Annotated in this window: 20 protein-coding genes, 1 tRNA gene and 1 pseudogene; 10 read left to right on the top strand and 12 right to left on the bottom strand. The window is 67.1% G+C overall.

The genetic code is table 11. The annotated features are described in order from the left end of the window. The 5 genes and pseudogenes from ACAM49_RS18960 to ACAM49_RS18940 form a co-directional block, all read right to left on the bottom strand. Positions 1 to 203, bottom strand: a pseudogene (locus tag ACAM49_RS18960) (hypothetical protein); the annotation flags it as partial. Positions 204 to 274: 71 nt separating this feature from the next. Continuing rightward, the gene (locus tag ACAM49_RS18955; RefSeq protein WP_369636855.1) at positions 275 to 607 is read right to left on the bottom strand and encodes a hypothetical protein; all 333 of its coding nucleotides are present in this window, start codon (positions 605 to 607) and stop codon (positions 275 to 277) included. A 163-nt stretch (positions 608 to 770) separates the two neighbouring features. After that, complete coding sequence (locus ACAM49_RS18950) at positions 771 to 1,751, bottom strand: ribose-phosphate diphosphokinase (protein ID WP_326359958.1); 981 nt, start codon at positions 1,749 to 1,751, stop codon at positions 771 to 773. Continuing rightward, positions 1,748 to 3,250 (bottom strand): bifunctional UDP-N-acetylglucosamine diphosphorylase/glucosamine-1-phosphate N-acetyltransferase GlmU, encoded by a 1,503-nt coding sequence (glmU, locus tag ACAM49_RS18945; protein WP_369636854.1) that lies wholly within the window; start codon positions 3,248 to 3,250, stop codon positions 1,748 to 1,750. The genes ACAM49_RS18950 and glmU overlap by 4 nt, the downstream gene beginning before the upstream one ends. An 80-nt stretch (positions 3,251 to 3,330) precedes the next feature. After that, positions 3,331 to 3,401: transfer RNA gene (locus ACAM49_RS18940), tRNA-Gln, on the bottom strand. Positions 3,402 to 3,605: 204 nt separating this feature from the next. Here ACAM49_RS18940 and ACAM49_RS18935 point away from each other — a divergent pair. The 5 genes from ACAM49_RS18935 (at position 3,606) to ACAM49_RS18915 (ending at position 10,647) form a co-directional block, all read left to right on the top strand. Then, the gene (locus ACAM49_RS18935; RefSeq protein WP_040812543.1) at positions 3,606 to 4,220 is read left to right on the top strand and encodes a TetR/AcrR family transcriptional regulator; all 615 of its coding nucleotides are present in this window, start codon (positions 3,606 to 3,608) and stop codon (positions 4,218 to 4,220) included. 229 nt (positions 4,221 to 4,449) lie between these two features. Further along, positions 4,450 to 5,097 (top strand): TetR family transcriptional regulator, encoded by a 648-nt coding sequence (locus tag ACAM49_RS18930; protein ID WP_369636853.1) that lies wholly within the window; start codon positions 4,450 to 4,452, stop codon positions 5,095 to 5,097. Between the two features lie 82 nt (positions 5,098 to 5,179). After that, entirely contained in the window at positions 5,180 to 8,797 is a 3,618-nt protein-coding gene (gene mfd / locus ACAM49_RS18925; protein ID WP_369636852.1) for a transcription-repair coupling factor, read from the top strand. Positions 8,798 to 8,844: 47 nt separating this feature from the next. Then, complete coding sequence (locus ACAM49_RS18920) at positions 8,845 to 9,531, top strand: MazG family protein (protein ID WP_369636859.1); 687 nt, start codon at positions 8,845 to 8,847, stop codon at positions 9,529 to 9,531. A 144-nt stretch (positions 9,532 to 9,675) separates the two neighbouring features. After that, positions 9,676 to 10,647 (top strand): hypothetical protein, encoded by a 972-nt coding sequence (locus ACAM49_RS18915; RefSeq protein ID WP_369636851.1) that lies wholly within the window; start codon positions 9,676 to 9,678, stop codon positions 10,645 to 10,647. A gap of 109 nt (positions 10,648 to 10,756) precedes the next feature. Here the strand turns inward: ACAM49_RS18915 and ACAM49_RS18910 are convergent, their stop codons facing one another. Together ACAM49_RS18910 and ACAM49_RS18905 are read right to left on the bottom strand one after the other, a co-directional pair. Beyond that, positions 10,757 to 11,137 carry a hypothetical protein gene (locus ACAM49_RS18910; RefSeq protein ID WP_369636850.1) on the bottom strand — a complete coding sequence of 127 codons (381 nt, stop codon included), beginning with the start codon at positions 11,135 to 11,137 and terminating at the stop codon, positions 10,757 to 10,759. A 76-nt stretch (positions 11,138 to 11,213) separates the two neighbouring features. Next, complete coding sequence (locus ACAM49_RS18905; RefSeq protein WP_369636849.1) at positions 11,214 to 12,647, bottom strand: stealth family protein; 1,434 nt, start codon at positions 12,645 to 12,647, stop codon at positions 11,214 to 11,216. A gap of 480 nt (positions 12,648 to 13,127) precedes the next feature. Here ACAM49_RS18905 and ACAM49_RS18900 point away from each other — a divergent pair, with 480 nt between their 5' ends. The 5 genes from ACAM49_RS18900 (at position 13,128) to ACAM49_RS18880 (ending at position 15,998) form a co-directional block, all read left to right on the top strand. Then, positions 13,128 to 13,598, top strand: a complete 471-nt coding sequence (locus tag ACAM49_RS18900; RefSeq protein ID WP_369636848.1) for a hypothetical protein — start codon at positions 13,128 to 13,130, stop codon at positions 13,596 to 13,598. A 17-nt stretch (positions 13,599 to 13,615) separates the two neighbouring features. Next, positions 13,616 to 14,191 carry a TerD family protein gene (locus ACAM49_RS18895; protein ID WP_369636847.1) on the top strand — a complete coding sequence of 192 codons (576 nt, stop codon included), beginning with the start codon at positions 13,616 to 13,618 and terminating at the stop codon, positions 14,189 to 14,191. Next, complete coding sequence (locus ACAM49_RS18890; RefSeq protein WP_369636846.1) at positions 14,188 to 14,493, top strand: MTH1187 family thiamine-binding protein; 306 nt, start codon at positions 14,188 to 14,190, stop codon at positions 14,491 to 14,493. Before ACAM49_RS18895 ends, ACAM49_RS18890 begins: the two co-directional genes overlap by 4 nt. Positions 14,494 to 14,588: 95 nt before the next feature. Continuing rightward, positions 14,589 to 15,668: a Fic family protein gene (locus ACAM49_RS18885; protein ID WP_369636845.1), complete on the top strand. Its 1,080-nt coding sequence runs from the start codon at positions 14,589 to 14,591 to the stop codon at positions 15,666 to 15,668. A gap of 36 nt (positions 15,669 to 15,704) precedes the next feature. Further along, complete coding sequence (locus ACAM49_RS18880) at positions 15,705 to 15,998, top strand: hypothetical protein (protein WP_369636844.1); 294 nt, start codon at positions 15,705 to 15,707, stop codon at positions 15,996 to 15,998. A 113-nt stretch (positions 15,999 to 16,111) separates the two neighbouring features. Here ACAM49_RS18880 and ACAM49_RS18875 read toward each other — a convergent pair whose 3' ends face one another. The 5 genes from ACAM49_RS18875 to ACAM49_RS18855 form a co-directional block, all read right to left on the bottom strand. Further along, positions 16,112 to 17,065: a phosphodiesterase gene (locus tag ACAM49_RS18875; protein WP_369636843.1), complete on the bottom strand. Its 954-nt coding sequence runs from the start codon at positions 17,063 to 17,065 to the stop codon at positions 16,112 to 16,114. Positions 17,066 to 17,223: 158 nt separating this feature from the next. Then, positions 17,224 to 18,633 (bottom strand): MATE family efflux transporter, encoded by a 1,410-nt coding sequence (locus tag ACAM49_RS18870; RefSeq protein ID WP_369636858.1) that lies wholly within the window; start codon positions 18,631 to 18,633, stop codon positions 17,224 to 17,226. 5 nt (positions 18,634 to 18,638) lie between these two features. Then, complete coding sequence (locus tag ACAM49_RS18865; RefSeq protein WP_369636842.1) at positions 18,639 to 20,054, bottom strand: PLP-dependent cysteine synthase family protein; 1,416 nt, start codon at positions 20,052 to 20,054, stop codon at positions 18,639 to 18,641. Between the two features lie 112 nt (positions 20,055 to 20,166). After that, positions 20,167 to 21,531, bottom strand: a complete 1,365-nt coding sequence (locus ACAM49_RS18860; protein ID WP_369636841.1) for a Y4yA family PLP-dependent enzyme — start codon at positions 21,529 to 21,531, stop codon at positions 20,167 to 20,169. Positions 21,532 to 21,589: 58 nt separating this feature from the next. Continuing rightward, positions 21,590 to 22,552 carry an ornithine cyclodeaminase family protein gene (locus tag ACAM49_RS18855; RefSeq protein WP_369636857.1) on the bottom strand — a complete coding sequence of 321 codons (963 nt, stop codon included), beginning with the start codon at positions 22,550 to 22,552 and terminating at the stop codon, positions 21,590 to 21,592. Positions 22,553 to 22,561: the final 9 nt, after the last annotated feature.

Below are 22,561 nucleotides of genomic sequence, written 5' to 3'. Positions count from 1 at the left end.
CCCTGGGGGTAGGGCGGGTAAGCCCCGCTCGGCGGATAGGGCGCCGCGGCCGGGTTGAACTGGGTCGGATCGGGCGGAGGGGGTGTGTCCGCGACCGGCGTCTCGCTGTCCTGCTTGGACAGGTTGATCGATTCGTCGTCCATGCCCGGCGTTCCGGGATTCTTGTCGTCAGGCGTGCCGGGTTCATTCGGTGGCGTGCTCATCGCGCCCTCCTCGGTCGTGGGTGTGACGCCTTTGTCAGGGTTCCCGCTGCCGAACTCGCTACGCAGAAGTCCTAATCGTCGAGCTCCTCGACGATATCCATGGCCGCCAGCTCGGCGGGCCGATCGTCCTCGGCCACGAACTCCTCGCGCTGGCGCCGCCGCGTCCACTCCTGGTCCAGCTCGGCTCCTATCCCCAGCCGCCCGGTGTCGTCGTTCTCGCGATTGCGGATCACCAGGTCCTCGGGCGGATCGGTGATGTACCGCCCGTACTCGCGGATCTCGTCCTCCTGGTCGTCGTCGCCGAGGTCGTAGTCGAGATTGTCGACATCGCTGTCGAAGACCTGATCGGTGTCGAAGACCTCGTCCATCAGCCGCGCGTCGTCCTCATCGGGCCGCTCCGCCATCCGGCACCACCTCTCCGCGCAATCAGCGCACCAGTAGCAAACCGCGAGTCCGCGTCCAACGCTACCGCTTGCGCTTGGAAACGGACATCCATTGAGGCCCAAACATGACGAAAGCCCCCTGCCGTACTTCGGCAGGGGGCTTCGGCAGCTATTTTCGAGCGGGCTACGCGTTGCCGTTGAAAAGGCCAGTCACGGAACCGTTTTCGAAGACCTCGCGGATGGTCTGCGCCAGCAGCGGGGCGATCGAGAGCACCGTCAGCGTCGGGAACTTCTTCGACTCGTCGATCGGCAGGGTGTTGGTCACCACGACCTCCTTGGCCCCGCAGGACGCGAGCCGCTCGGCGGCCGGGGCCGAGAGGATGCCGTGGGTGGCGGCGATGACGACGTCGCCCGCACCGGCCTCCTTCAGCACCTTGACCGCGCCGGCGATGGTGCCGCCGGTGTCGATCATGTCGTCGATCAGGATGCAGGTGCGGCCCTCGACCTCACCGACCACGCGGTTGGACACGGTCTGGTTGGGGACCAGCGGGTCGCGGGTCTTGTGGATGAACGCCATCGGGGCGTCGGCCAGCGAGTTGGCCCACTTCTCGGCGACCTTCACGCGACCGGCGTCGGGGGAGACGACGGTGATGTTGGACAGGTCGTAGTTGTTGCGGATGTGCTCGGCCAGCTGCACCTGCGCGTGCATGTGATCGACCGGGCCGTCGAAGAAGCCCTGGATCTGATCGGTGTGCAGGTCGATGGTGATGATCCGGTCCGCGCCCGCGGTCTTGAGCAGGTCGGCGATCAGGCGAGCGGAGATGGGCTCGCGGCCGCGGTGCTTCTTGTCCTGGCGGGCGTAGGGGTAGAACGGCAGCACCGAGGTGATGCGCTTGGCCGAACCGCGCTTGAGCGCGTCGATCATGATCAGGTGCTCCATGACCCACTGGTTCAGCGGGGCCGGGAAGCTCTGCAGCACGAAGGCGTCGGAGCCGCGGACCGATTCCTCGAACCGGACGAAGGTCTCACCGTTCGCGAAGTCGCGGGCGGTCTGGGGAGTGACGTGGACGTTGAGTTCCTTGGCCACCGCCTCGGCGAGCTCAGGATGAGCGCGCCCCGAGAACAGCATCAGATTCTTCTGGTTATCGGTAGAGAACGCGGTCACTGACGTTCGCCATCCTTTTGCTCGTTGGATATCTCGGTGGTTCCCGGTTGGTCCGGGAGCGCCGCGAGGGCCGCTTCGGCCGCGCGGGCTGCATCGGTGCCGGGGCGATTGCGCTGCACCCAGCCTTCGAGGTTGCGCTGTGCACCACCCGAGACCGCGAGCGCTCCCGGTGGAACATTTCTGCGCAGTACAGTACCCGCTCCGGAGTACGCGCCGTCACCCACGGTGACCGGGGCGACGAACATGTTGTCGCTGCCCGTGCGAACATGCGAACCCACGGTGGTGTGATGCTTCTTGACCCCGTCGTAATTGACGAAAACGCTGGACGCCCCGATATTGCTGTATTCGCCAATGGTGGCGTCGCCCACATAAGTCAGGTGCGGGACCTTGGAGCCGGTGCCGATCGTCGCGTTCTTGGTCTCGACGAAGGTGCCGATCTTGCCCTTCTCACCCAGCGAGGTGCCGGGTCGCAGATACGCGAACGGGCCGACGTTCGCGCCCGGGCCGATCATCGCCTTCTCGCCGTGCGTGCGGACCACCTTCGCGCCGTCGCCGACGCTGACGTCGGTCAGCGTGCAGTCCGGCCCGATCTCGGCGTCCTCACCGATCACGGTGTCGCCCAACAGTTGTACGCCCGGGCGGATGACCGCGTCGCGGCCGATCACCACATTGCCATCGATCCAGGTCGAGCCCGGATCGATGATGGTGACCCCGGCCCGCATGTGCCGTTCCAGGATGTAGCGGTTGAGGGTGCGGGCCGCGTCGGCCAGCTGCACCCGGTCGTTCACGCCGGTGACCTTGGCGTGGTCGAGCAGCCGCGCGCCGTGCACCGGATGCCCGGCCTCGCGCGCCAGCTTGAGCACATCGGTGAGGTAGAGCTCATGGCGCGCGTTGGCGGTATCGATGCGCGAGATCATGATTCGCAGCACGGCCGCGTCGAAGACGTAGACGCCGGAGTTGACCTCGGTGAGCGCCGCCTGCTCGGGGGTGGCGTCGGCGTGCTCGACGATCTCCATCATGCGGCCCTGCTCGTCGCGCACGATGCGGCCGTAGCCGTTGGGGTCCTCGGGCTCGAAAGTCAGTACGGTGACGGCGGATCCGTCGGAGTAGCTGCGGTGCTCGTCGAGCAGCGCGTTGAGGGTGTGCCCGTCCAGCAGCGGCACGTCGGCGTAGGTGACCAGGACGTCGCCGGTGAAATCCTCCGGCATGACCGCGAGCGCGCACTGCACGGCGTGGCCGGTGCCGCGCTGCTCCTCCTGCACGGCCAGCGTGATCTGCCGGCCCAGTTCCGCGCCCACCTTGCCGACCGCGTCGCCCACAGCTTCGCGGTCGTGGCCGATCACGGTGATGAGCGACGTCGGGTCGATCTCGTGCGCGGCATGCAACGCGTGGGCGAGCATGCTCCGACCGGCGAGCGGGTGCAACACCTTGGGTGTCTTGGACCGCATTCGGGTTCCGGCTCCGGCGGCGAGAACGACGACGGCGGTCTGCTGTGGCATGGATCTCCCTCGGCTGCCGGTCATCGTGTGCTGAGTCAGGTGCAATACGCGGGGCCAACCATAACGACCCAGCTCGTGAGCTCCGCCGCCAGGACTCGAACCTGGACAAACTGAACCAAAATCAGTTGTGCTGCCATTACACCACGGCGGATTGCAGCGTCATGCGGGTCTGATCCTCGCATGAAGTACGCCTCTACGTCGAACCGCTTACATAGTTTCGGACGTGTCTGTCGATAGGCTACCTACGAACGCGCGGCGGCCGACGGCCCCGCACCCCCTGCAAAGGTGCTCGGGGGCAGGGTGAAAGGGCAGGTGGGCGATGACCGCTGAGGGTGCGAGGCCGGCGCGGGCGCGCATGACCGGGACCCAGCGACGTCAGCAGCTCATCGAGATCGGGCGGGCGCTGTTCGCGGAGCGCGGGTACGACGCCACCTCGATAGAGGAGATCGCGGCGCGGGCGCAGGTGTCGAAACCGGTGGTGTACGAGCACTTCGGCGGTAAGGAAGGGCTGTACGCGGTCGTCGTCGACCGCGAGATGTCGACCTTGCTGGAGATGATCACCGCCTCGCTCACCCAGAACCGGTCGCGGGTGCGGCTCGAGCAGGTGGCGCTGGCGTTGCTCACCTATATGGAGGAGCGCACCGACGGCTTCCGGATCCTGATGCGCGATCAGCCGGTGTCGGCGGCGGAGGGCACGTACTCGAGCCTGCTGAACGAGGCCGTGAATCAGGTGGCGCACATCCTCGCCGGGGATTTCGAACGCCGCGGCCTGGACCCCACCCTGGCGACGCTCTATGGGCAGGCGCTGGTGGGAATGGTTGCGACGGCGGCGACCTGGTGGCTGGACGAGCGCCAGCCGTCCAAGGAAGTGGTGGCCGCGCACCTGGTGAATCTGTGCTGGAACGGGCTCACGCATTTGGAGGCGGATCCGAAGCTGGCGTCGGAATGGCCGAGCGGCAAGGGGTTATAGAACCCTGCGGTTTGAATTTTGGTCTGATATGTCTGTCCTAGGCGGGCGGAACTGGACAGTTAACCAGCGAATTGCGAAGGAGGACGGGCCGAATGCTCGAATCGGCTGGCAGCGCGCAGCCGGGTGGTACGGTTCACCCATCCTTCGAGTGCTGTTCGAACTGTGATGTCGGTCAACTTCGGGATATCGGTCTACTTCAGGATGGCTGGTTTGATGACAGGCGGATCTGATGGCTAGGCAAGCGCGTGCGGAGATCACTCGCGATTCCGTGCTCGCGGGTGCGGCCGATGTCTTTCTGCGACTGGGCTACGCGAACGCGTCGCTGTCGGAGATCATCGCGCAGTCGAATGTGACCAAGGGCGCCTTGTACTTTCACTTCGGCTCCAAGGAGGAGCTGGCCCGCGCCGTCGTCGATCAGGGCAACGAGCGACTGGTCAGCGCTTGCCAGGGATTCTTCGATCCGCGGGTGCCCGCGCTGGAGGCGTGCATCGGGATCACCTACGTGGTGGCCGATCTGACGATGAACGATCCGATGGTCGGGGCGATGCTCAAACTCACCCACCAGATCGGCGACTACCGCGGGGCGACCGGCGACAATATCGCCAAGACGTGGGGCGAGACGCACCGTTTGCTCGCCGAACGCGCCATCACCCAAGGGGATCTGAAGGCGGACCTGGATCCGGAGACCATCGGCCTGCTCCTGCAGGAGATGACCACGGGCGTCCATATTGTCGCGGTCAGCACCGAGTCCATCGACCAGATGGCCACCCGCATGGAACGCGCCTGGTACTTCCTGCTGCCCTCGATCGTGCCCGAGGAGAAGGTCGCCTATTTCCGGGAGTTCGCGGCACGCCGGTTGCGTCGCTACGTCCAATAGGACGGTTCACGCTCCTGTCGGAGCGGATGACTAGACTCGGATGGCCGTCTGAAACGCTGATTCGCGCCTAGGAGTCTGCCCCATGACCACCCATCGTCCACCTCTGGCTGGCCTGGCTGCGGTGGCGGGTGCCGACGCTGCCCTCGAGCAGGTCAGGAGCCTGATCGGGCGGTCGTCGGCGATGTTGGTCGCGCCTTCGGCGGTGCGGCCGTTCGTGGCGTCGACGATTGCCGAGCAGCGGCCGTTGCTGGTGGTGACGGCGACCGGGCGCGAGGCCGATGATCTGAGCGTCGAACTGACGGAGATTCTGGGCGATACGGTCGCGCTGTTCCCGTCCTGGGAGACATTGCCGCACGAGCGGCTCTCGCCGGGAGCGGACACGGTGGGGCGGCGGTTGCAGGTGTTGCGGCGGCTGGCGCATCCGGAGGATCCCGGCTTCGCGGGGCCGCTGCGGGTGGTGGTCACCACGGTGCGCTCGCTCATGCAGCCGATGGCGGCGGGGCTGGGGGAGATCCAGCCCATCGTGCTGACCAAGGGCGCGGAGTTCGACTTCGACGAATTGCTCTCGCGGCTGGTGGAATTCGCCTACGAGCGGGTCGACATGGTCGGCAAGCGCGGCGAGTTCGCGGTGCGCGGCGGCATCCTGGACCTGTTCCCGCCGACGGCGGATCATCCGGTGCGCGTGGAGTTCTGGGGCGACGAGGTCGCCGAGCTGCGCGCCTTCTCGGTGCAGGATCAGCGCTCCATCCACGAGGTCCCCATCGAGCTGGTGGTCGCGCCGCCCTGCCGGGAACTGTTGCTCACCACCGCACTTCGCGAACGCGCCGCCCAGGTGGCCGCCGAGAACGCAGCCGACGCCGCCCTGGTGGAGATGCTGGAGAAGATCTCCGAAGGCATCCCGGTGGAGGGCATGGAGGCGCTGCTGCCGGTGCTGCAGCCCGGCGAGCTGCAGTTGCTGGTGGACGTGCTGCCCGCCGAAACCCATGTGCTGCTGTGCGATCCGGAGAAGGTCCGCACCCGCGCGGCCGATCTGGTGCGCACCGGCGAGGAGTTCCTGGAGGCGTCGTGGACGGCGGCCTCCTTCGGCGGGGCCGCGCCGCTGGGCGCGTACGGTCTGGATCTGGCCGCCTCCGGCTACCGGGGCCTGGACGTGGTGCATGCCGACGCCGAGCGGCGCGGACTGCCGTGGTGGACGCTGAGCCCGCTGGCCGCCGATCATCCCGACGAGATCGCGCTGCCGGTGCTGTCCGCCGCCTCCGCGCGCGGTTCCGAGGAACTGGTCGCGACCATCTTCGCCTCGCTGCGCGCGCATGTCTCCACCGGCGGCCGCGCGGTCATCGTGGTGGCCGGACACGGTACGGCGCAACGCATTCTGGAGCGCCTCGCCGATGCCGAGGTGCCCGCCGCGACCCTCGAGGCGGGCGCCGAACCGGTACGCGGACTGGTCGGCGTGCTGTGCGGCTCGCTGCACGACGGTGTCGTGTTCGACGACGCCAAGCTGGTGGTGATCGCGGAATCCGACCTCACCGGCAACCGGGTCACCGCGCCCGGCGAGGGCAAGAAGCTGCCCGCGAAGCGGCGCAACCAGGTCGATCCGCTGGCGCTCACCGCGGGCGACATGGTGGTGCACGATCAGCACGGCATCGGTCGCTTCGTGGAGATGATCGAGCGCACCATCGCGGGCGCGCGCCGCGAGTACCTGGTCATCGAGTACGCGCCGAGCAAGCGCGGCCAGCCGGGGGACCGGCTGTTCGTGCCGATGGATTCGCTGGATCAGCTCTCCCGCTACGTGGGCGGCGAGATGCCGTCGCTGTCGAAGCTCGGCGGCTCCGACTGGGCGAATACGAAACGCAAGGCGCGCAAGGCGGTTCGCGAGATCGCCACCGAACTGGTGCAGCTCTACGCCGCCCGGCAGGCCGCGCCCGGCCACGCCTTCGCGCCCGACACCCCGTGGCAGCAGGAAATGGAGGACGCCTTCGCGTTCACCGAGACCGTCGACCAGCTCTCGGCCATCGCCGAGGTGAAATCCGATATGGAGAAGGCGGTCCCGATGGACCGCGTCATCTGCGGCGACGTCGGCTACGGCAAGACCGAGATCGCGGTGCGCGCGGCCTTCAAGGCGGTGCAGGACGGCAAACAGGTCGCCGTGCTGGTGCCGACCACGCTGCTGGCGCAACAGCATCTGCAGACCTTCACCGAGCGGATGGCCGGATTCCCGGTGGTGGTGAAGGGCTTGTCGCGCTTCACCGATCCCGCCGAATCGCGGGAGATCCTGGAGGGCATGACCACCAAGGACGTCGACATCGTGGTGGGCACGCACCGCCTGCTGCAGACCGGCGTGCGGTGGAAGGACCTGGGGCTGGTCATCATCGACGAGGAGCAGCGTTTCGGCGTCGAGCACAAGGAGCACATCAAGGCGCTGCGCACGCACGTGGACGTGCTGACCATGTCCGCCACGCCGATTCCGCGCACCCTGGAGATGTCCCTCGCGGGTATCCGCGAGATGTCGACCATCCTGACCCCGCCGGAGGAGCGGCATCCGGTGCTCACCTATGTGGGCGCCTACAACGACAAGCAGGTCGCCGCGGCCGTGCGCCGTGAGCTGCTGCGCGACGGCCAGGTGTTCTACGTGCACAACCGGGTGGCCTCGATCGACAAGGCGGCCAAGCGGATTCGCGACCTGGTGCCGGAGGCGCGAGTGGTGGTCGCGCACGGGCAGATGAACGAGGACATGCTCGAGAAGACCGTGCAGGGCTTCTGGGAGCGCGAATTCGATGTGCTGGTCTGCACCACCATCATCGAGACCGGCCTGGACATCTCCAATGCCAACACCCTGATCGTGGAACGCGCCGACGCCCTGGGTCTTTCGCAACTGCACCAGCTGCGCGGCCGCGTCGGCCGGTCCCGCGAACGCGGCTACGCCTACTTCCTGTACCCGCCGGAGAAGCCGCTCACCGAGACCGCCTACGACCGGCTGGCCACCATTTCGCAGAACTCGGATCTGGGCGCGGGCATGGCGGTGGCCATGAAGGACCTGGAGATTCGCGGCGCGGGCAATGTGCTGGGCGCGGAACAGTCCGGCCACGTCGCGGGCGTCGGCTTCGACCTGTACGTGCGCCTGGTCGGCGAGGCGGTGGAGGCCTACCGCGCCGCCGCCGACGGCCGTCCCATCACGGTGGACGAGGAGACCAAGGAGGTCCGCATCGACCTCCCCGTCGACGCCCACATCCCGCCCGACTACATCGCCTCCGACCGCCTACGCCTGGAGGCGTACCGCAAACTCGCCGCCGCCCAGGACGATTCGGCCCTGTCGGCGGTCATCGAGGAACTCGTCGACCGCTACGGCCCCCTCCCGGTCGAGGTCGCCCGCCTGGTCTCGGTAGCCAAACTCCGCCTCCTGGCCCGCGAGTACTCCATCGCCGAAATCGGCGTAACCGGAACCACATTGAAGGTATCCCCCCTGCAACTCCCCGACTCCAAACAAATGCGCCTCAAGCGCCTCTACCCCAACGCCACCTACCGAGCCGCCACCGGCATCGTCCAACTCCCGCTCCCACGCGTCGAGGACAGCGTCGGCGCGGCCCGCGTCCGCGACGTCCAGGTCCTCCAGTTCGTCGCCGACCTCCTCCTCGCCCTGGACGGAAAGGCCCCGGGCGCAGTCGATGTCAGGGTCGCCCCCGAGGTGATGGCCGACCGATGACATCCGATGAGGATCTCTCGACCGAAACCGCGGTGGATACCGCGCGCATGACCGAGGCGCTGGGCGAAGCCGTCGAGGTGATGGATCGGCTGTGGAACTTCGGGGGGTGGGAAGTGACGCAGACGCATGATTCGTTGCGGCCTTATCTGCTCGAGGAGACTTACGAACTGCTCGATGCGATTCAGGCCGAGGATGCGGATACGATCAAGGAGGAGTTGGGGGATCTGCTGTTGCAGGTGCTGTTCCACTCCCGGATCGCCGAGGCGGCAGGGGAATTCACGGTGGGGGAGGTGGCGGGGGCGCTGGTGGCGAAGCTGGTGCATCGGAGCCCGCATTTGATCGGGCACGGTGAGTCCGGCGAATACGGCATCGATCCGGACGCGGCGGTGGCCGACAAGATCGCGGCGCAGGAAAAGGCTTGGGAGGAGCGGAAATCCGCCGAGAAGGCGCGCCGCTCCTGCCTGGACGGCATCGCGATGGCGCAGCCCGCGCTGGCGCTGGCGGAGAAGGTTCGCTCGCGAGGTATCAAGGCCGGTTTACCGGAGGATCTGATTCCCGACGACCTGCGCGTGGTGCGGCTCGACAGGCCCGACAGCGCCGAAGAGCGGTTGCGGAAGGCCACTCTCGAATTCGCCGGCCGGATTCGCGCCGCCGAGGACGCCGCCGAAATCGCGCGCGGTGAGCGGCGGGCTCTGGACGCGGCGGACTGGCGCGCGTACTGGCCGCGCGGCTGAGCAACCGCGCGCGTGGCCGAGCCGAGCGTCCCGCCCGCGCCGCCGAGCGAAATCCATTGGGACGGCCGAATCCGGCATAGCGGAACCGGTGCCGGGCGATAACGGCGGTGTTGCCTTCGGCTTGTTTCGGCTAGCGTCTTGGGGGTGCAAGCTTCGGGGCGCGAATCGATCACCGAGTACTACCCGCCGAAAGCGGGTGCGATCGGCGCGCTGGTCTTCTTTCTCGTGATGACCGCGCTGCCCGGGTTCGTGGTGTTCGACGGTCAGGAACACGTGGTGCTGCGGGTGCTGGGCGGTTTCGCCATGGCGCTGTTCGGTTTCGGGGTGTACGCCATGCTCGACGACCTGATCCGCCCGCAGCCCACCCTGGTGATCACCGATCACGGCTTCACCTACCGCGGCTATCCGCATGTGGCGTGGGCCGAGGTGGTGCGCCTGCGCCTGGGCATCGGCCGGCTGCGCAAGGGCGGCCGCGAGGAGCGATTCGCCGAGGTGGTGCTGCGCGATCCCGTCGAATTCCGCGACCGCGTCCACGCCCTCGGCGATACCGCCGCCCGCAAGAACATCGACCGCCCGCTCTACATCGTCCCCGAGCGCCTACCCGTGCCGGTGCCCGCCGTGGTCGAGGTCATGCGCGAGCACCATCCTGATCTAGCGGTCGGCGCTCCCGGGGACGAACCCGCCGCCCCGCCGTCCAGCCCCCGCTCGGCCGATCGCGACATGGTCGAAAGCGCCTTGGTCAGCGCCCTCACCGACGCCCTACCCCCGGACTGGCACCTGGCCGTCCTCTGGTTCTCCCTGGTCGGCGACGACGGCCACGCCGGAATCCAACTCGAACCCACCGACCCCGAAGCCGACGACCTCCAGCCCTCCGAGGAGGTCCTCATGCTCCTCAACCGCCTCAAGGAAGTCTGCTACGACCAGATGACCGGCACCTGGCTCTCCGGCCAGGTGGTGCTCCGCTCCGATTCCACGCGAGCCGAATTTACCCTCTCCTTCAAGGAGATTCCCGACTGGCTCCCCATGCCCGAACCGGACGAATGCCGCCGGGAATTGGCCACCTACCCCCGCGCGGGCGACGAAATCCCCACCTGGCTCCGCCAGCGCATCAGCTGAGCGGTGATCCCTGACTCGGTAGCCTGCTGGAAGGCAGCCGGGTGAGGTGACCTGCGGCTGACCCGCGCTCCTTTTCGGTTCGGGCAGAGGAATTTCGGGGCAAAAGGAATCAGTCGATCTTGACGCTCATGCCGTAGTCGATGGTGGCGTGGCTGGGCGAGGTGACCTTCAGCTGGTAGGAACCGTTGACCGGCAATACGACTCGGGACCACTGGCGCTGGTAGGACAGGGTGCCGGTGGGGCCGGTGATGGTGACGACGGCGTCCGACCAGTTCGGGCTCGCCTCGACGATCATGACCTGACCGCCGCGGGCATCGACCTGGTAGGTGTCGTGGCCGAAGCCCTGCACATGGCCGCTCACGTACCCGTTGTCGGTGCCGTAGGCGAAGTAGATCTGGTGGACGTCATCGGCGGAGGCGGAACCGGAGCCGAGGATGGTGGCGGTCGACGCGGCGGCGAGAACGGCGGCGGCGAGGAATTTCTTCTGCATGCGCCAAGAGTCAGCGTGGGCGCCAATCGGATTCCAACAACCGACTATTGGCCCACGCCACCGCCACGTCCCGCCGTCAGGCCGCGCCGGATTCGAAGGCCGTCATGGTGCCCGCGATCGTCTCCGGCTTCTCCCAGGGGGCCGGTTCCGGGAAGTAGGTTTCCAGGAATTCCGAGACGGCTCGGACCCGTTCGGCCTCCGGGACCTCCGGGAAGCTGCCATCGTTGAGGCAGAAGAAATCGACATTGCGGCGTTTGAGCAGGCCGTCGAGCAGGGCCAGGCCCGTGTACGAGGTGGTGTCCACGTAGCGCATCTTGGCGGCCTCCTGCGGGACCGCGCGGCCGGTCAGCAGGGCGTAGTAGTGGTAGAGCGAATTGGTCACCGAGATGTCGGTCGCGGCGCGGAAGCGGCTGGCGCGGGTGCGGGCGAAGTCCTCGGCGAAGACCTGCTCCATTTCCAGCAGGACACTGCGGCGCAAGGGAACCGGGGTGTGCTCGAGGTGGCGGGTGATGACGTGGCCGAAGCGCCGGGCCAGCAGCGCGCGATTCACCCGGGCGGCGTTCTCGAAGCCGCTGCGGCGTTCGTTGTTGGCGCCGGGGCCGATTCGGGTGCCCGCCTCGATGTAGCGGCTGATGCCCGCCGGGGTGAAGAACATGGACGGGCGCACCGGGCGCGCGAAGAACATGTCGTCGTTGGAGTAGAGGAAATGCTCCGACAGGCCCTCGATGTGCTGCAGCTGGCATTCCACCGCATGGGAATTGAAGATCGGCAGCGCGCTGATGTCCGAGAAGTGGTCCACCGCACGGACAATGGTGACCTTCGGATCGTCGGCCAGCCAGTCCGGGACGCGGGAATCGGTGGCGATGAAGATGCGGCGGATCCACGGCGCGTTCTTGTGCGCCGAGCGCAGGGCGTACCGCAGTTCGTCGATCTGGCGGATGCGGGCATCGGCCTCGTCACCCTCGCCGACCACCACCTGCGCCATCATTCCCGCACGGCGGGCGCGGAATTCGGGATCACTGCCGTCCACCCAGGAGTACACCAGGTCGATGTCGAAGCCGACATCGGTGGGATGCGGGGTGAACATGCCGGCCAGGGTGGGCCAGCTGGCGTCGTAGAGCAGCACGGTGGTGGGTTCCACGTCGGCGACGTCGAACACCATGCGGGTCAGCGCATTCGGGCGCGGGCATTCGACGGTGTCGCCGTGGTACTCCCACAGTTCGACCTCGACGTGATGGGCCGGATCCAGGTCGCGGCCGAGCCGGAAGACATTGTGCTGCTTCTCATTGCAGGAGAATCCGGCGACGACGGCGGCCCCGAGGACCCGTCTGAGCGCGGCCCGATGACCGCTGTCCACTGCCAATACCAGCCGATGGGCGGCGTCACGGACCAGGAGATAGGGGACATCGGCCAGCGTGAGTTCGGCCCGCAGGTAGCGCAGGTCCTCGATCACCGCATTCGATACCACCAGATTCGCCACGGTCCCCCGTCCCACCAACTCGTCCACCATTACTGTCTCCACTCTCTTCGCGCTGCACCTCACGTCCGCACCCCTCGCGGAGACACGGCATCGACGCCGGCCCGGATGTTCTCCGAGCCGGCGCGCGCCGTGAATCCGGTTGAAAAACTTCTGCGTTCGTCGACGCCACCGCGCGCATCGTCAGAAGATGCCGTGCCGGGCGGACGAGCTTCACCGGGCGGTCATCGGCCGGTTACTCGCATGACCTCGTTCAGTCGAGGGACTGTAACGAATGATGCAGCCGTTATCGCTTCTCGTCAATCCGTTTCCCCGCAGGTCCGAGTATGTTTTCACGTTCGTTACCGACAAACCGGTCAGATTGGACGGGCCGCGGGCGCGTTTCGGAGGCCAGCGGGCCAGCGCGGCAACGGCATACACTTGCGACAGCACAGTCCAGCCCGCTGTGCGGGAGTCAATGGTGAGGTGACGCGGATGGTAGCCGACGCGCGGGAACGTCAGGAGCCCTCGACAATGGCAGAGCCGGATGACAGCTCGACAGCGCAAGACCACCCCGAATTGGACGCCCTACCCGACTGGCCGACAGACACCATCGCCGTACTGGTGACCACCGATCCGGCGCCGCACGCCATCCCGGTCTCGTGGCCGGTGCGCGCGGGGGATCGCCGAATCCTGCTCAGCCTCAAGTCCGATCGCGGTTCGCTGGCGCGGCTGCGCGAGCGGCCCGAGGTGGCGCTGCTGATCCTGGGCGGCGGCAATGTGGCGCTGTGCGCCCGCGGCAAGGCGCGGGTGATCGCCGATCCCATGCCGGGCGCCGACGATTACGTCGCCGTGGAATTGAACGTCGAGGTGATCGACGATCACCGGCAGTCCGCCTTCGCGGTCGCCACCGGAATTCAGCGCACCGTCCTCGACGACACCGAACTACGCTATCTGGAGAAACGGGTCGCTGTACTCAAAGCCATGGCGGCCGATCAGAACTGAGTATCGAAGGAGACCGCGTGTCTGTCAGCTTGGCCAAGGGCGGAAACGTTTCGCTGTCCAAACAAGCCCCGAATCTGACCAAGGTCTCGGTGGCGCTGGGCTGGGACGTGCGCACCACCACCGGCGCCGATTACGACCTCGACGCCAGCGCACTGGCCTGCGGATCCAATCAGCGCGTGCTGTCCGACGCGCACTTCATCTTCTACAACAACCTGCGCTCTCCCGAGGGCACCATCGAGCACACCGGTGACAACCTCACCGGTGCGGGCGACGGTGACGACGAGGTGATCAATGTCGACCTGGCCGCCATGCCGCCGACCATCACCAATATCTTCTTCCCCGTCTCCATCCACGAGGCCGATGTGCGCCGCCAGTCCTTCGGTCAGGTCCGCAACGCCTACATCCGCGTCATCGACGCCACCACCGGCTCCGAACTGGCCCGATTCGATCTCACCGAGGACGCCTCCACCGAGACCGCCATGGTCTTCGGCGAGCTCTACCGGCACGGCCCCGAATGGAAGTTCCGCGCCATCGGCCAGGGCTACGCCTCCGGCCTGGCCGGCATCGCCCGCGACTACGGCGTGAACGTTTGATCGCCGCCTTCTCGGTCACCCCGCTCGGCGTCGGCGCGGACGTGGGCCGCGCCGTCGCCGAAGCGGTCCGCATAGTCCGGGCCAGCGGGCTCCCCAACGAGACCAACGCCATGTTCACCACCATCGAAGGTGAATGGGACGAGGTCATGGCCGTGGTGAAACAGGCCACCGACGCGATCACGGCGGTAGCCCCGCGCTGCAGCCTCGTCCTCAAGGCCGACATCCGCCCCGGCGTGACCAACGCGATGACCGCCAAGGTCGAAACCGTCGAACGCTATCTCGCCGAAGACGCCGATCTTTGACGTAATAATTACGTCAAAGTATCATCTCATTCGTGCTGTTCACAACGCCATCGCTGACCGCAGCCGATACCCGCGTCCTTGCCGACGTGGATCGGATGCGCGGTGAACTGCGTCATGAGATTCAGACCATGCCCGGCAAATGGACCGGCGGCCTGCGCAAATTCCTGACCGCTGACGCCGTCGCCGCCTCGAACTCCATCGAGGGGTTCAAGGTCTCCACGATCGACGTCGAGGATCTGATCGCGGGCGAGCGGGACGTCGAGGTCTCCGAGGAGAACAAGGCCGAGACCCTCGCCTACGAGCGCATGATGACCTACATCCAATCGCTTCACGACGTCGACGACTTCCGCTACAGCAAGGGCTTTCTCAACGCACTGCATTGGATGTTGCAGGGGCATCGGCACACCCCCCGCCGCCCGGCCGGGCAATGGAGGCATGGCCCGGTGTACGTAACCGATGCGCGCGACCCCAGCATCGCGGCGTACACGGCTCCGGATGCCGCATCTCTGCCGACGCTGATGGATGAGCTTGTCGATTGGCTCAACGCAGACGATGAGACCCATCCACTGGTCCGCGCGGCCATGGCGCACCTGCATCTGGTTTGCATACACCCCTGGGCGGACGGCAACGGTCGCATGTCCCGATCGCTCCAGACCCTCATGATCGCCCGCGAAGGCGTTCTCGCACCGGAGTTTTCGTCCATCGAGGCATGGCTCGGCAGGCCGGGGAACACTTGGGAGTACTACCAGGTGCTCAATCGCAAGGGCAGCACATACCAGCCGGATCAGGATGTGTCCGAGTGGATTCGGTTCAACCTGACGGCCTATCACCAGCAGGCCCAAACGGTCCACGCACGCTGGGTTCGATCCGGTTCGGTATGGGCGATGCTCGATGACTACGTGGCGGGGATTCGCCTGGACGAGCGGGTGATCAGCGCTCTGCATGACGTCGCGATGTCCGGACGAGTCCGTCGTACCCGCTACGAACAGGCCGAAGGGCTGAGTCTGCAACAGGCACAACGCGATCTACGCGACCTGGTTTCGCTGGGCGTGCTCGAATCGGTAGGTCGTACCCGAGCCCGTTTCTACACCGCCGGCCCGAACTTTCCGGCAAACGCACTGGAAGTCGCGAGCACTCCCACGGTCCTCGAATTCCCGTACGCCCGAGATGCCTAACTCACCGACAACCTCGCGCGCTGAGATGGGATTCTGATGCTGTCGGTGCGATTCGGCTCGGAAGCTGAATGGTGGGTGTCGGGTGCGGTTTTCGATCGCCTTTTCGATGCCGCCGTCGAGTATGGCGTGATGCCGGATGATCTGGCCGATTGGCGCTACGTAGTGGATGCCAACGGTGGGATGGACGTGGACGAGGAGCAGCCACAGGACGCTATACGTTTCAGGGGAGCGCTGCTGGAATCTGCGAGACTAGAGCTAGATTCAGTGGAGCGAACAGAGGACAACCGGTCCTACGTAACTTCGCTGGAGAAGCTGGTCAGCCTGTTGTAGGAGATCCGCAAGTGGCACGGCATACCGTTCGCTCATTCGGTGCTCCCTCGACTCACTTGCGCTTCAGACGCGGCTTGAAGCGACGCCAGCGCTCCCGCGTATCTGGTGACCCCTCACAGAACCGTCTCGCCGTCGGACTCGGGGGCCTCGGTCCGGCGGCGGAGGACGTGTGGGATGCGGGCCGCGGGGGGTATCACGATTCCGGCGTCGGCGAGTTTTTTCGCCGCCTGCTCGGGATCCGAGGGGTTGCCGACGGTCGGCCCGGCGCCGATCGGCACCACCGAGTGGACGATGGTGTCGGGGTAGATGTGCACGAAGTTGAAGGCCTGCGCGCCGTCGCGACCGCGCTGGCCGCCTTCCGCGGCGGCCATGTCCTGGCTGTAGCAGGTGGCCGAGGCCACCGAGACCGGAATCCCGGCGAAGGTCGCGGTGCTCGAAAGATGCAGGTGCCCGGCCAGAATGGCGCGGACATCGGTGCCGTCGAGGACGTCGGCGAGGCGGCGCTGGTCGCGTAGCTCCACCAGCACGGCCAGGTCCTGCACGCAGGGGATGGGCGGGTGGTGCATGGCGAGCACGGTGCCGAAGGGCGCGGGCTCGGCGAGAACATCACGCAGCCAGCGCAATTGGTCGTCGGTGAGCTCGCCCCAGTGCTGGCCGGGGACCGTGGTGTCGAGGGCGATGATGCGCAGGCCGTCGTACATGTGCACGGCGTCGAACGGTGTGCCGGAAGGCTTTTCACCGAGCAGGTGCTCGCGCAGCACGCCGCGCTCGTCGTGGTTGCCCGCGACCCACACCACGGGCGCGCCGATGCGCTCGGCCCACGGCTCGACCAGATCGCGCAGCTTGCGGTAGGCGCCCGGCTCACCCCGGTCGGTGAGGTCGCCGGTGAAGACGATGGCGGTCGGTGCGATGCGGCTGGCCTCGGCCTGGCCCAGCAGGGTGGACAGGCGCGCCTCGGCGTCGACGGCGTCGTAGAGCTCGGTATCGGCCGCGATCAGGTGCGTGTCACTGAAGTGGAACAGCACATGATCCGGCTTGGGATACTCGGCGACTCGCGAGATGTACACGGACATCCTCCCCGGCGTTTGGTGGTTGCGCCCTGGCTTGCCGATTCTGTTGACGCATCTATGCCGATATCGTCGCCAGAATAGCGAAAGCCGTTTCTTTCAGGTTGCCCGCGTGCAGTGACGACATGCTTGCGGGAAGGTGAGATTTGGATGTCGGGCTAATGCCCGAGGCTACCGGCCAGCACCCGTGGATGTTCCTGCTCACGCACATGCAGCAGGGTGAAGTAGCGGCGCAGCATAAGGGCAGCGGTGGTGGCCAGACCGGCGGTCAGACCCCACCAGACCCCCGCCGCGCCCAGCTTCGCGGGGAAGGCGAGCAGTAGCGCAGTGGGCAATCCCACAATCCAGTAGCCCACCAGAGACAGCCGGAACCCGGCCTTGGTGTCCTTGAGCCCGCGCAGCAGACCGACGCCGATGTTCTGGGCGGCGTCGAAGAACTGCAGCACGATGGCGATCAGCAGCAGCGTGTGCGCCAGCGCGATGGTGGCCGCGTCACTGTCGGCCAGGAACGGGCGCAGCACCCAATCCGGTGCGGCCACATAGGCGATGCCGGTGAGCCCGGCGACCAGTCCGGCATACCGCAGTGCCAGCCAAGCGACCGATCGTGCGTGCGCGAACTCGTCCCGCGCGACCGCCTTGCTCACCAGGATCGAGGCGCCGTGCGAGAGCCCGATCGCCACCTGGAACACGATGTACACGATCTGATAGACGACATTGTGGGCGGCCAGCGCGGCCGCGCCGAGACTGCCCATCACCAATGCCAGCACCGAGAACATGCCCGCCTCGGACCCGTAGGTGAGCGCGATCGGCGTCCCCAGCCGCAGCTCCTCGCGCACCGTCGCCGCGTGCACCGGCCACATCCGGAGCGGCAGTGTCGCACCGAGTTTCGCATCGCGCCGCACCATCGCCCAGAACACCCCGAAGGTGATCAGGAAGACCAGCGAGGTGGCCACGCCGACCCCGGTCAACCCCAGCTCCGGCAGCCCCGCCCAACCGTGGATGAACGCCAGCGCCAGCACCAGGTTCAACGCCACCGACCCCAGCGTCACCAGCAGCAGCGCCTGCGGCCGCTGCATACCGACCGTGTACTGCCGCAACACCTGGAACCACAGGCACGGCACCAGACCCGGCGCCAGCGCCACCATCATCGGCCGCGCCTCGGCCAGCACCGCGGCGTCCTGCCCGAGCCACCGCAAGGCCCACCCGAGCCCGATGAGCACCGCGCCGCCGAGCAATCCGGCCAGCGTCGCGATCAGGAAACTGGACCGCACCACCTCCCGAACCAGCGCCTCCCCCCGCCGCCCCTGCTTCTCGGCCCGGCTCACCACGGTCGCCACCTGATTCCCGGTCCCGGTGATCAGCCCGACGCACATGGTCCGAATCTGGTTGAACAACACCAATGCCAGCCCACCCGCGGCCACCTGCCGCACCCCCAGCGTCCCCATCAACGCGATATTGGTGGTGGACACCGCGACCTGCGCGAGCTGGGTCAAGGCAATGGGCGTGGCCAGCGAAGTCAACTGCCGCCCATCGGATTGCCGGTGTCGCCTGTCGGATTCGTGAGGCATGCCGCTCATTTCGCGGCGACCCCGTCCATCTCCGCCGCCATCGCGTCGGGCACGAGAATGGTGTGCGTCCGCTCCTGCTCGCGCGCCCGCAGGTCCCGCTCCTGTGCGCGCATGCTCGCGAGGGCCTGCGCGACCAGGGTGGCCTGATCGGCCAGCCGCTGCCGGTGCTTCTCCAGCGCGAGATACACGTGATCCTCACCGCCGGCCAGCACCTCGCCGATCTCGTGCAGCGGCATGTCCACCAGATGCAGCAGGTGGATCAGCTTGGCCTGCGGCACTTGCTCATCGGCGTAGTCCTCCAGCGTCGCGCCGGTGAGACCGTTCTCGATGGCGAAGGTGTCGGGCAGGGCGTAGTGCAGATGGCGCAGCACCTCGATCTCGCCCGGGTCCGGCCGCTGCGGGGGCCGGTGGTGCGCGAGCAACGCGATGACCGCGGCCTCCCGTTCCCGGTCGAGCAGGTCGCGGTCGCTCATCCATTCGTCGTCGAACACGGTGTCCAGATACTTCTCGCCGTCGTCATTGATGATGGCCACCACGACCGAATGATCCGGGAACTCGTCGAGCCGGGTCAGTGCCGCGAACACCGAACTGCCCGAGGACCCGCCGATCATCAGCCCGAGCCGCGCGGCCAGGGCCCGCGTGGTGGCGAAGGCATCCACATCGGAGACCTTGATCCGATCACGCTCGTCGATGAGCCGCAGATCCCGATCGACATGGACGCCGGGTACCGCTCCCTCGGGTGTGCCCGTTCCGGACTGCCAATAGTCGTGCGCCGGACCGCCGAATGCGATCGAACCCTCGGGCTCGACGCCGACCAGTCGGGGAACACTGCCCTGCGCGCGTAATCCCTCCGCGGTGCCGAACAGCGACCCGCCGGTGCCGACGGCCCCGACCAGAATGTCGATCTTCGCCAGATCGGTCAGCAATTCCTCGGCCAGCCCGAAATATCCGACGCCATTGGCCAGATTGTCGTGCTGCGCCGGAAAATACGCGCCGGGTCCCTCCCGCTGCGCCAGCTCCGCCGCGCGTTCCTCGCGCGCCGAGGTGGAGAGCCCGTCATCCCCTTCGTCGGAAACGAATTCGAGTTCGGCCCCCATCGCCCGCATGGCGTTCAGCTTCGCGGTGCACGCGTGATGGTCCACCACCGCCGTGAACCGGTAGCCCCGTTCCCGCGCCACCACCGCGAGCCCCAAACCCGTGTTCCCCGAGGTGGATTCGATGATGTGCCCGCCCGGCCGCAGCAGCCCGCGGCGCTCGGCGTCGAGCACCATCGAGCGCGCCATCCGGATCTTCGCGGCCCCCGTCGGGTTCATCGTCTCGAGCTTCAGGAATAGCCGCGACCCGGTCGCCGCGCTGACGGCCAGCTCGAACAGCGGAGTCTGTCCGATCAACTCCGACACACGCCTGGCAATAACCGGCATCGAGGGTTTCTCCTTGAGGAAGTCGTGGCGCATGGATAACGGGCATGGATACGGATAGCGGGCATCATGGATATAGACAGTTCAGAGCTGTTAACACCGGCCGGGGGAAAGATTAGTCCACGGTTCCCGGCACTTCTAGCTCCCAATCGAAACTTCGCTCCGCGGAAACGTCGCGTAACACGATTTTCGGAGGAATCGGCAAGTCGTGGAATGAGGATTCATTGGAATCCATCTGGTACCCGGCCGTATTGGGGTAAATGAGAAGATCGTCCGTTGCCGCGGCGCGGGGGAGCGGAATGCGGCGCCAGCTGAGCATGTCCTCCTCGAGGCAGGAGGCGCCGCTGACGCAGGTGGGAGTGACGGCGCCGGGGTACTGCGGCCAGAGCACCGGATCGGGGAGGTATTCGGAGTCGAACCATTGTTCGGAGAGGCTGAGGCTGGTGCCGTTCACGGTCAGGATCATGTAGGGGATGCCGTGGGCGCGGCGCACCTTCACGCCCTGGACCTGGAAGACCGAGCAGCCGGCCTGGTCCAGCAGGGCGCGGCCGGGTTCGATGGCCAAACGTATTCCGGCCGAACGCAGCCGCTCGCCCAGATTGCCGTGGGCCAGCACGGCGGCGAGCATCGCGGGGCCGGGAATCGGGCAGTGGTACGGGTAGTAGGACTCCGGGTGCGGTGCGCGATCGCCGTGGAACCAGCGCGGATTCACGCCCTCCAGGAAGGTCTCCCACGCCTGCGCGGGCAGATAGTCGACGCCGAAGCCGCCGCCGATCGAAATGGTGGCGAACGGGCGATCCGGGCCGCGGGCCGCCAGGCAGCGGTCGATGAGCCGACCGGCCAGCTCCGCGCGCGGCAGCACGTCATAGCCCTGCAGGTGAAAGCTGAAGCCCTCCAACCGGATCAGATCGGTATCGGCGAGGGTGAGGGCCAGCTCGAGCTCGGAGTCGGTCATGCCGAAGCGGCTCGTCGAGCCGGGCGGCAGCACCCGCAGCAGCACGCGGGCCGGAATGGCGAGGTTGGTGAGACGCGCCAGCTCGTCCAGATCGTCGATGGCGATCAGCGCGCCGTAATTGGCCGAGAGCAGCAGCAGCTGATCGGATTTGGCGGGCCCGGTGACCATCAGATCGACGCCGCGCACCCCGCCGCGCAGGGCGGACAGGAACTCGCCGGTGCTCGAGACGTCCACTCCCGCACCGGTTTCCGCGCACGCGCGCACCACGCTCGGGGATTTGTTGGCCTTCTTGCCGTAATAGATGTCGCCTTCCACCCCGGATTCCAGGAACACCCGCTGGATGGCGCGAATATTGGCCGCGACCCGGGGCGGGTAGAGGAGGTGGAACGGGCCCGCGACCCGAGAGGCGATGTCGCGCAGCAGATTCGGATGCGCGAGGAGACGGTGTTCCCATTCGTCGCGATGCGCGGGCATCGGGGTGGCGGTGATCTCGGAGTAGCCGGGCGGCACGGTCAGGGACTTCAACGTGTCGGTCAGAGCGTTCTCCCTCCGTTGTGGAGTACGGGAAATGAGGGTCCGCGCCTCAGTCCCATAGCGACACCTCCGTGCCCCGGCCCTCGGCGATGGCGCGGTTGGCCAGGGCGTGGGCGACGGCGATGTCGGTGAGGACCAGGCCGCTGTTGTAGACGAAGATGCGCTCGTCGTCGGTCAGGCGGCCGACGGCGCGGTGGTCGAGGATCTGGGGCAGTTCGGCGTCGACCCGGCGTAATCGGCCGTCGGGCCCGGCCATGTCGGTGCCGGTGAGGGCCATCTGCTCGGCGCTGGTGGCGATCACGCGGTCGGCCTCGATCAGGGTGGAGGGCGCCAGGCCGTAGCCGACCAGGACGACGGTCGCGCCGGGCGCGAGATCCTTGGATTCGATGGCGACGCGGGTGCCGGGCCCGGCGGTGGCGAGGATGACATCGGCCTCGCGCGCGGCGGCGTTGGGATCGCTCACGATCTCGAGTTCGGCCTGCGGATGATGGTGCAGCAGTTGCTGATACACCGCTTCCAGGCCCTCGGGGTGGGTGCCGTAGAGCATCAGGCGGTTCAGATGCGGGTTGGCGGCGAGCAGGTGCGGGAGCGCGTTGCGGCCCTGGGTGCCGGTGCCGATCAGCAGCACACTGCGGGCACCGGGTCGCGCGCACTCCCGCACGAGTAAGGACGACACCGCGGGCGTGCGTAGCGCGCCCACCCGGGCGCAATCCATCAGGGCGATGGGCGATCCGGTGGCGTCGTCGTAGAGCGAGATGGTGGTGAAGTACCGCTTGTTCGAGCGATCGTGATGCGGGTCGAACTTGTAGCTGGTCTTCATGGCCACCACCCGGCGGCGGCCGTCTCGGCCCAGCATGGCGTAGGCCACCGACCAGCCGTCGGGATGCGCCACGCTGAGCTTGCGGGGGTTGTCCGAATCCCCGCCCGCGAAGGCGAGATACGCGTCCTCCACGGCGCGCACCACCTCGGCGGGGGAGATCGGGACGTCGGCTAGGTCGCTGCGGGACAGCACCCGCAGCGG

Origin of the sequence: Nocardia sp. JMUB6875, assembly GCF_041154655.1 — a bacterium.
Lineage (GTDB): Bacteria > Actinomycetota > Actinomycetes > Mycobacteriales > Mycobacteriaceae > Nocardia.
Note: the sequence above shows the minus strand (reverse complement) of the source record. Positions and strands in the feature narration are given on the sequence as shown.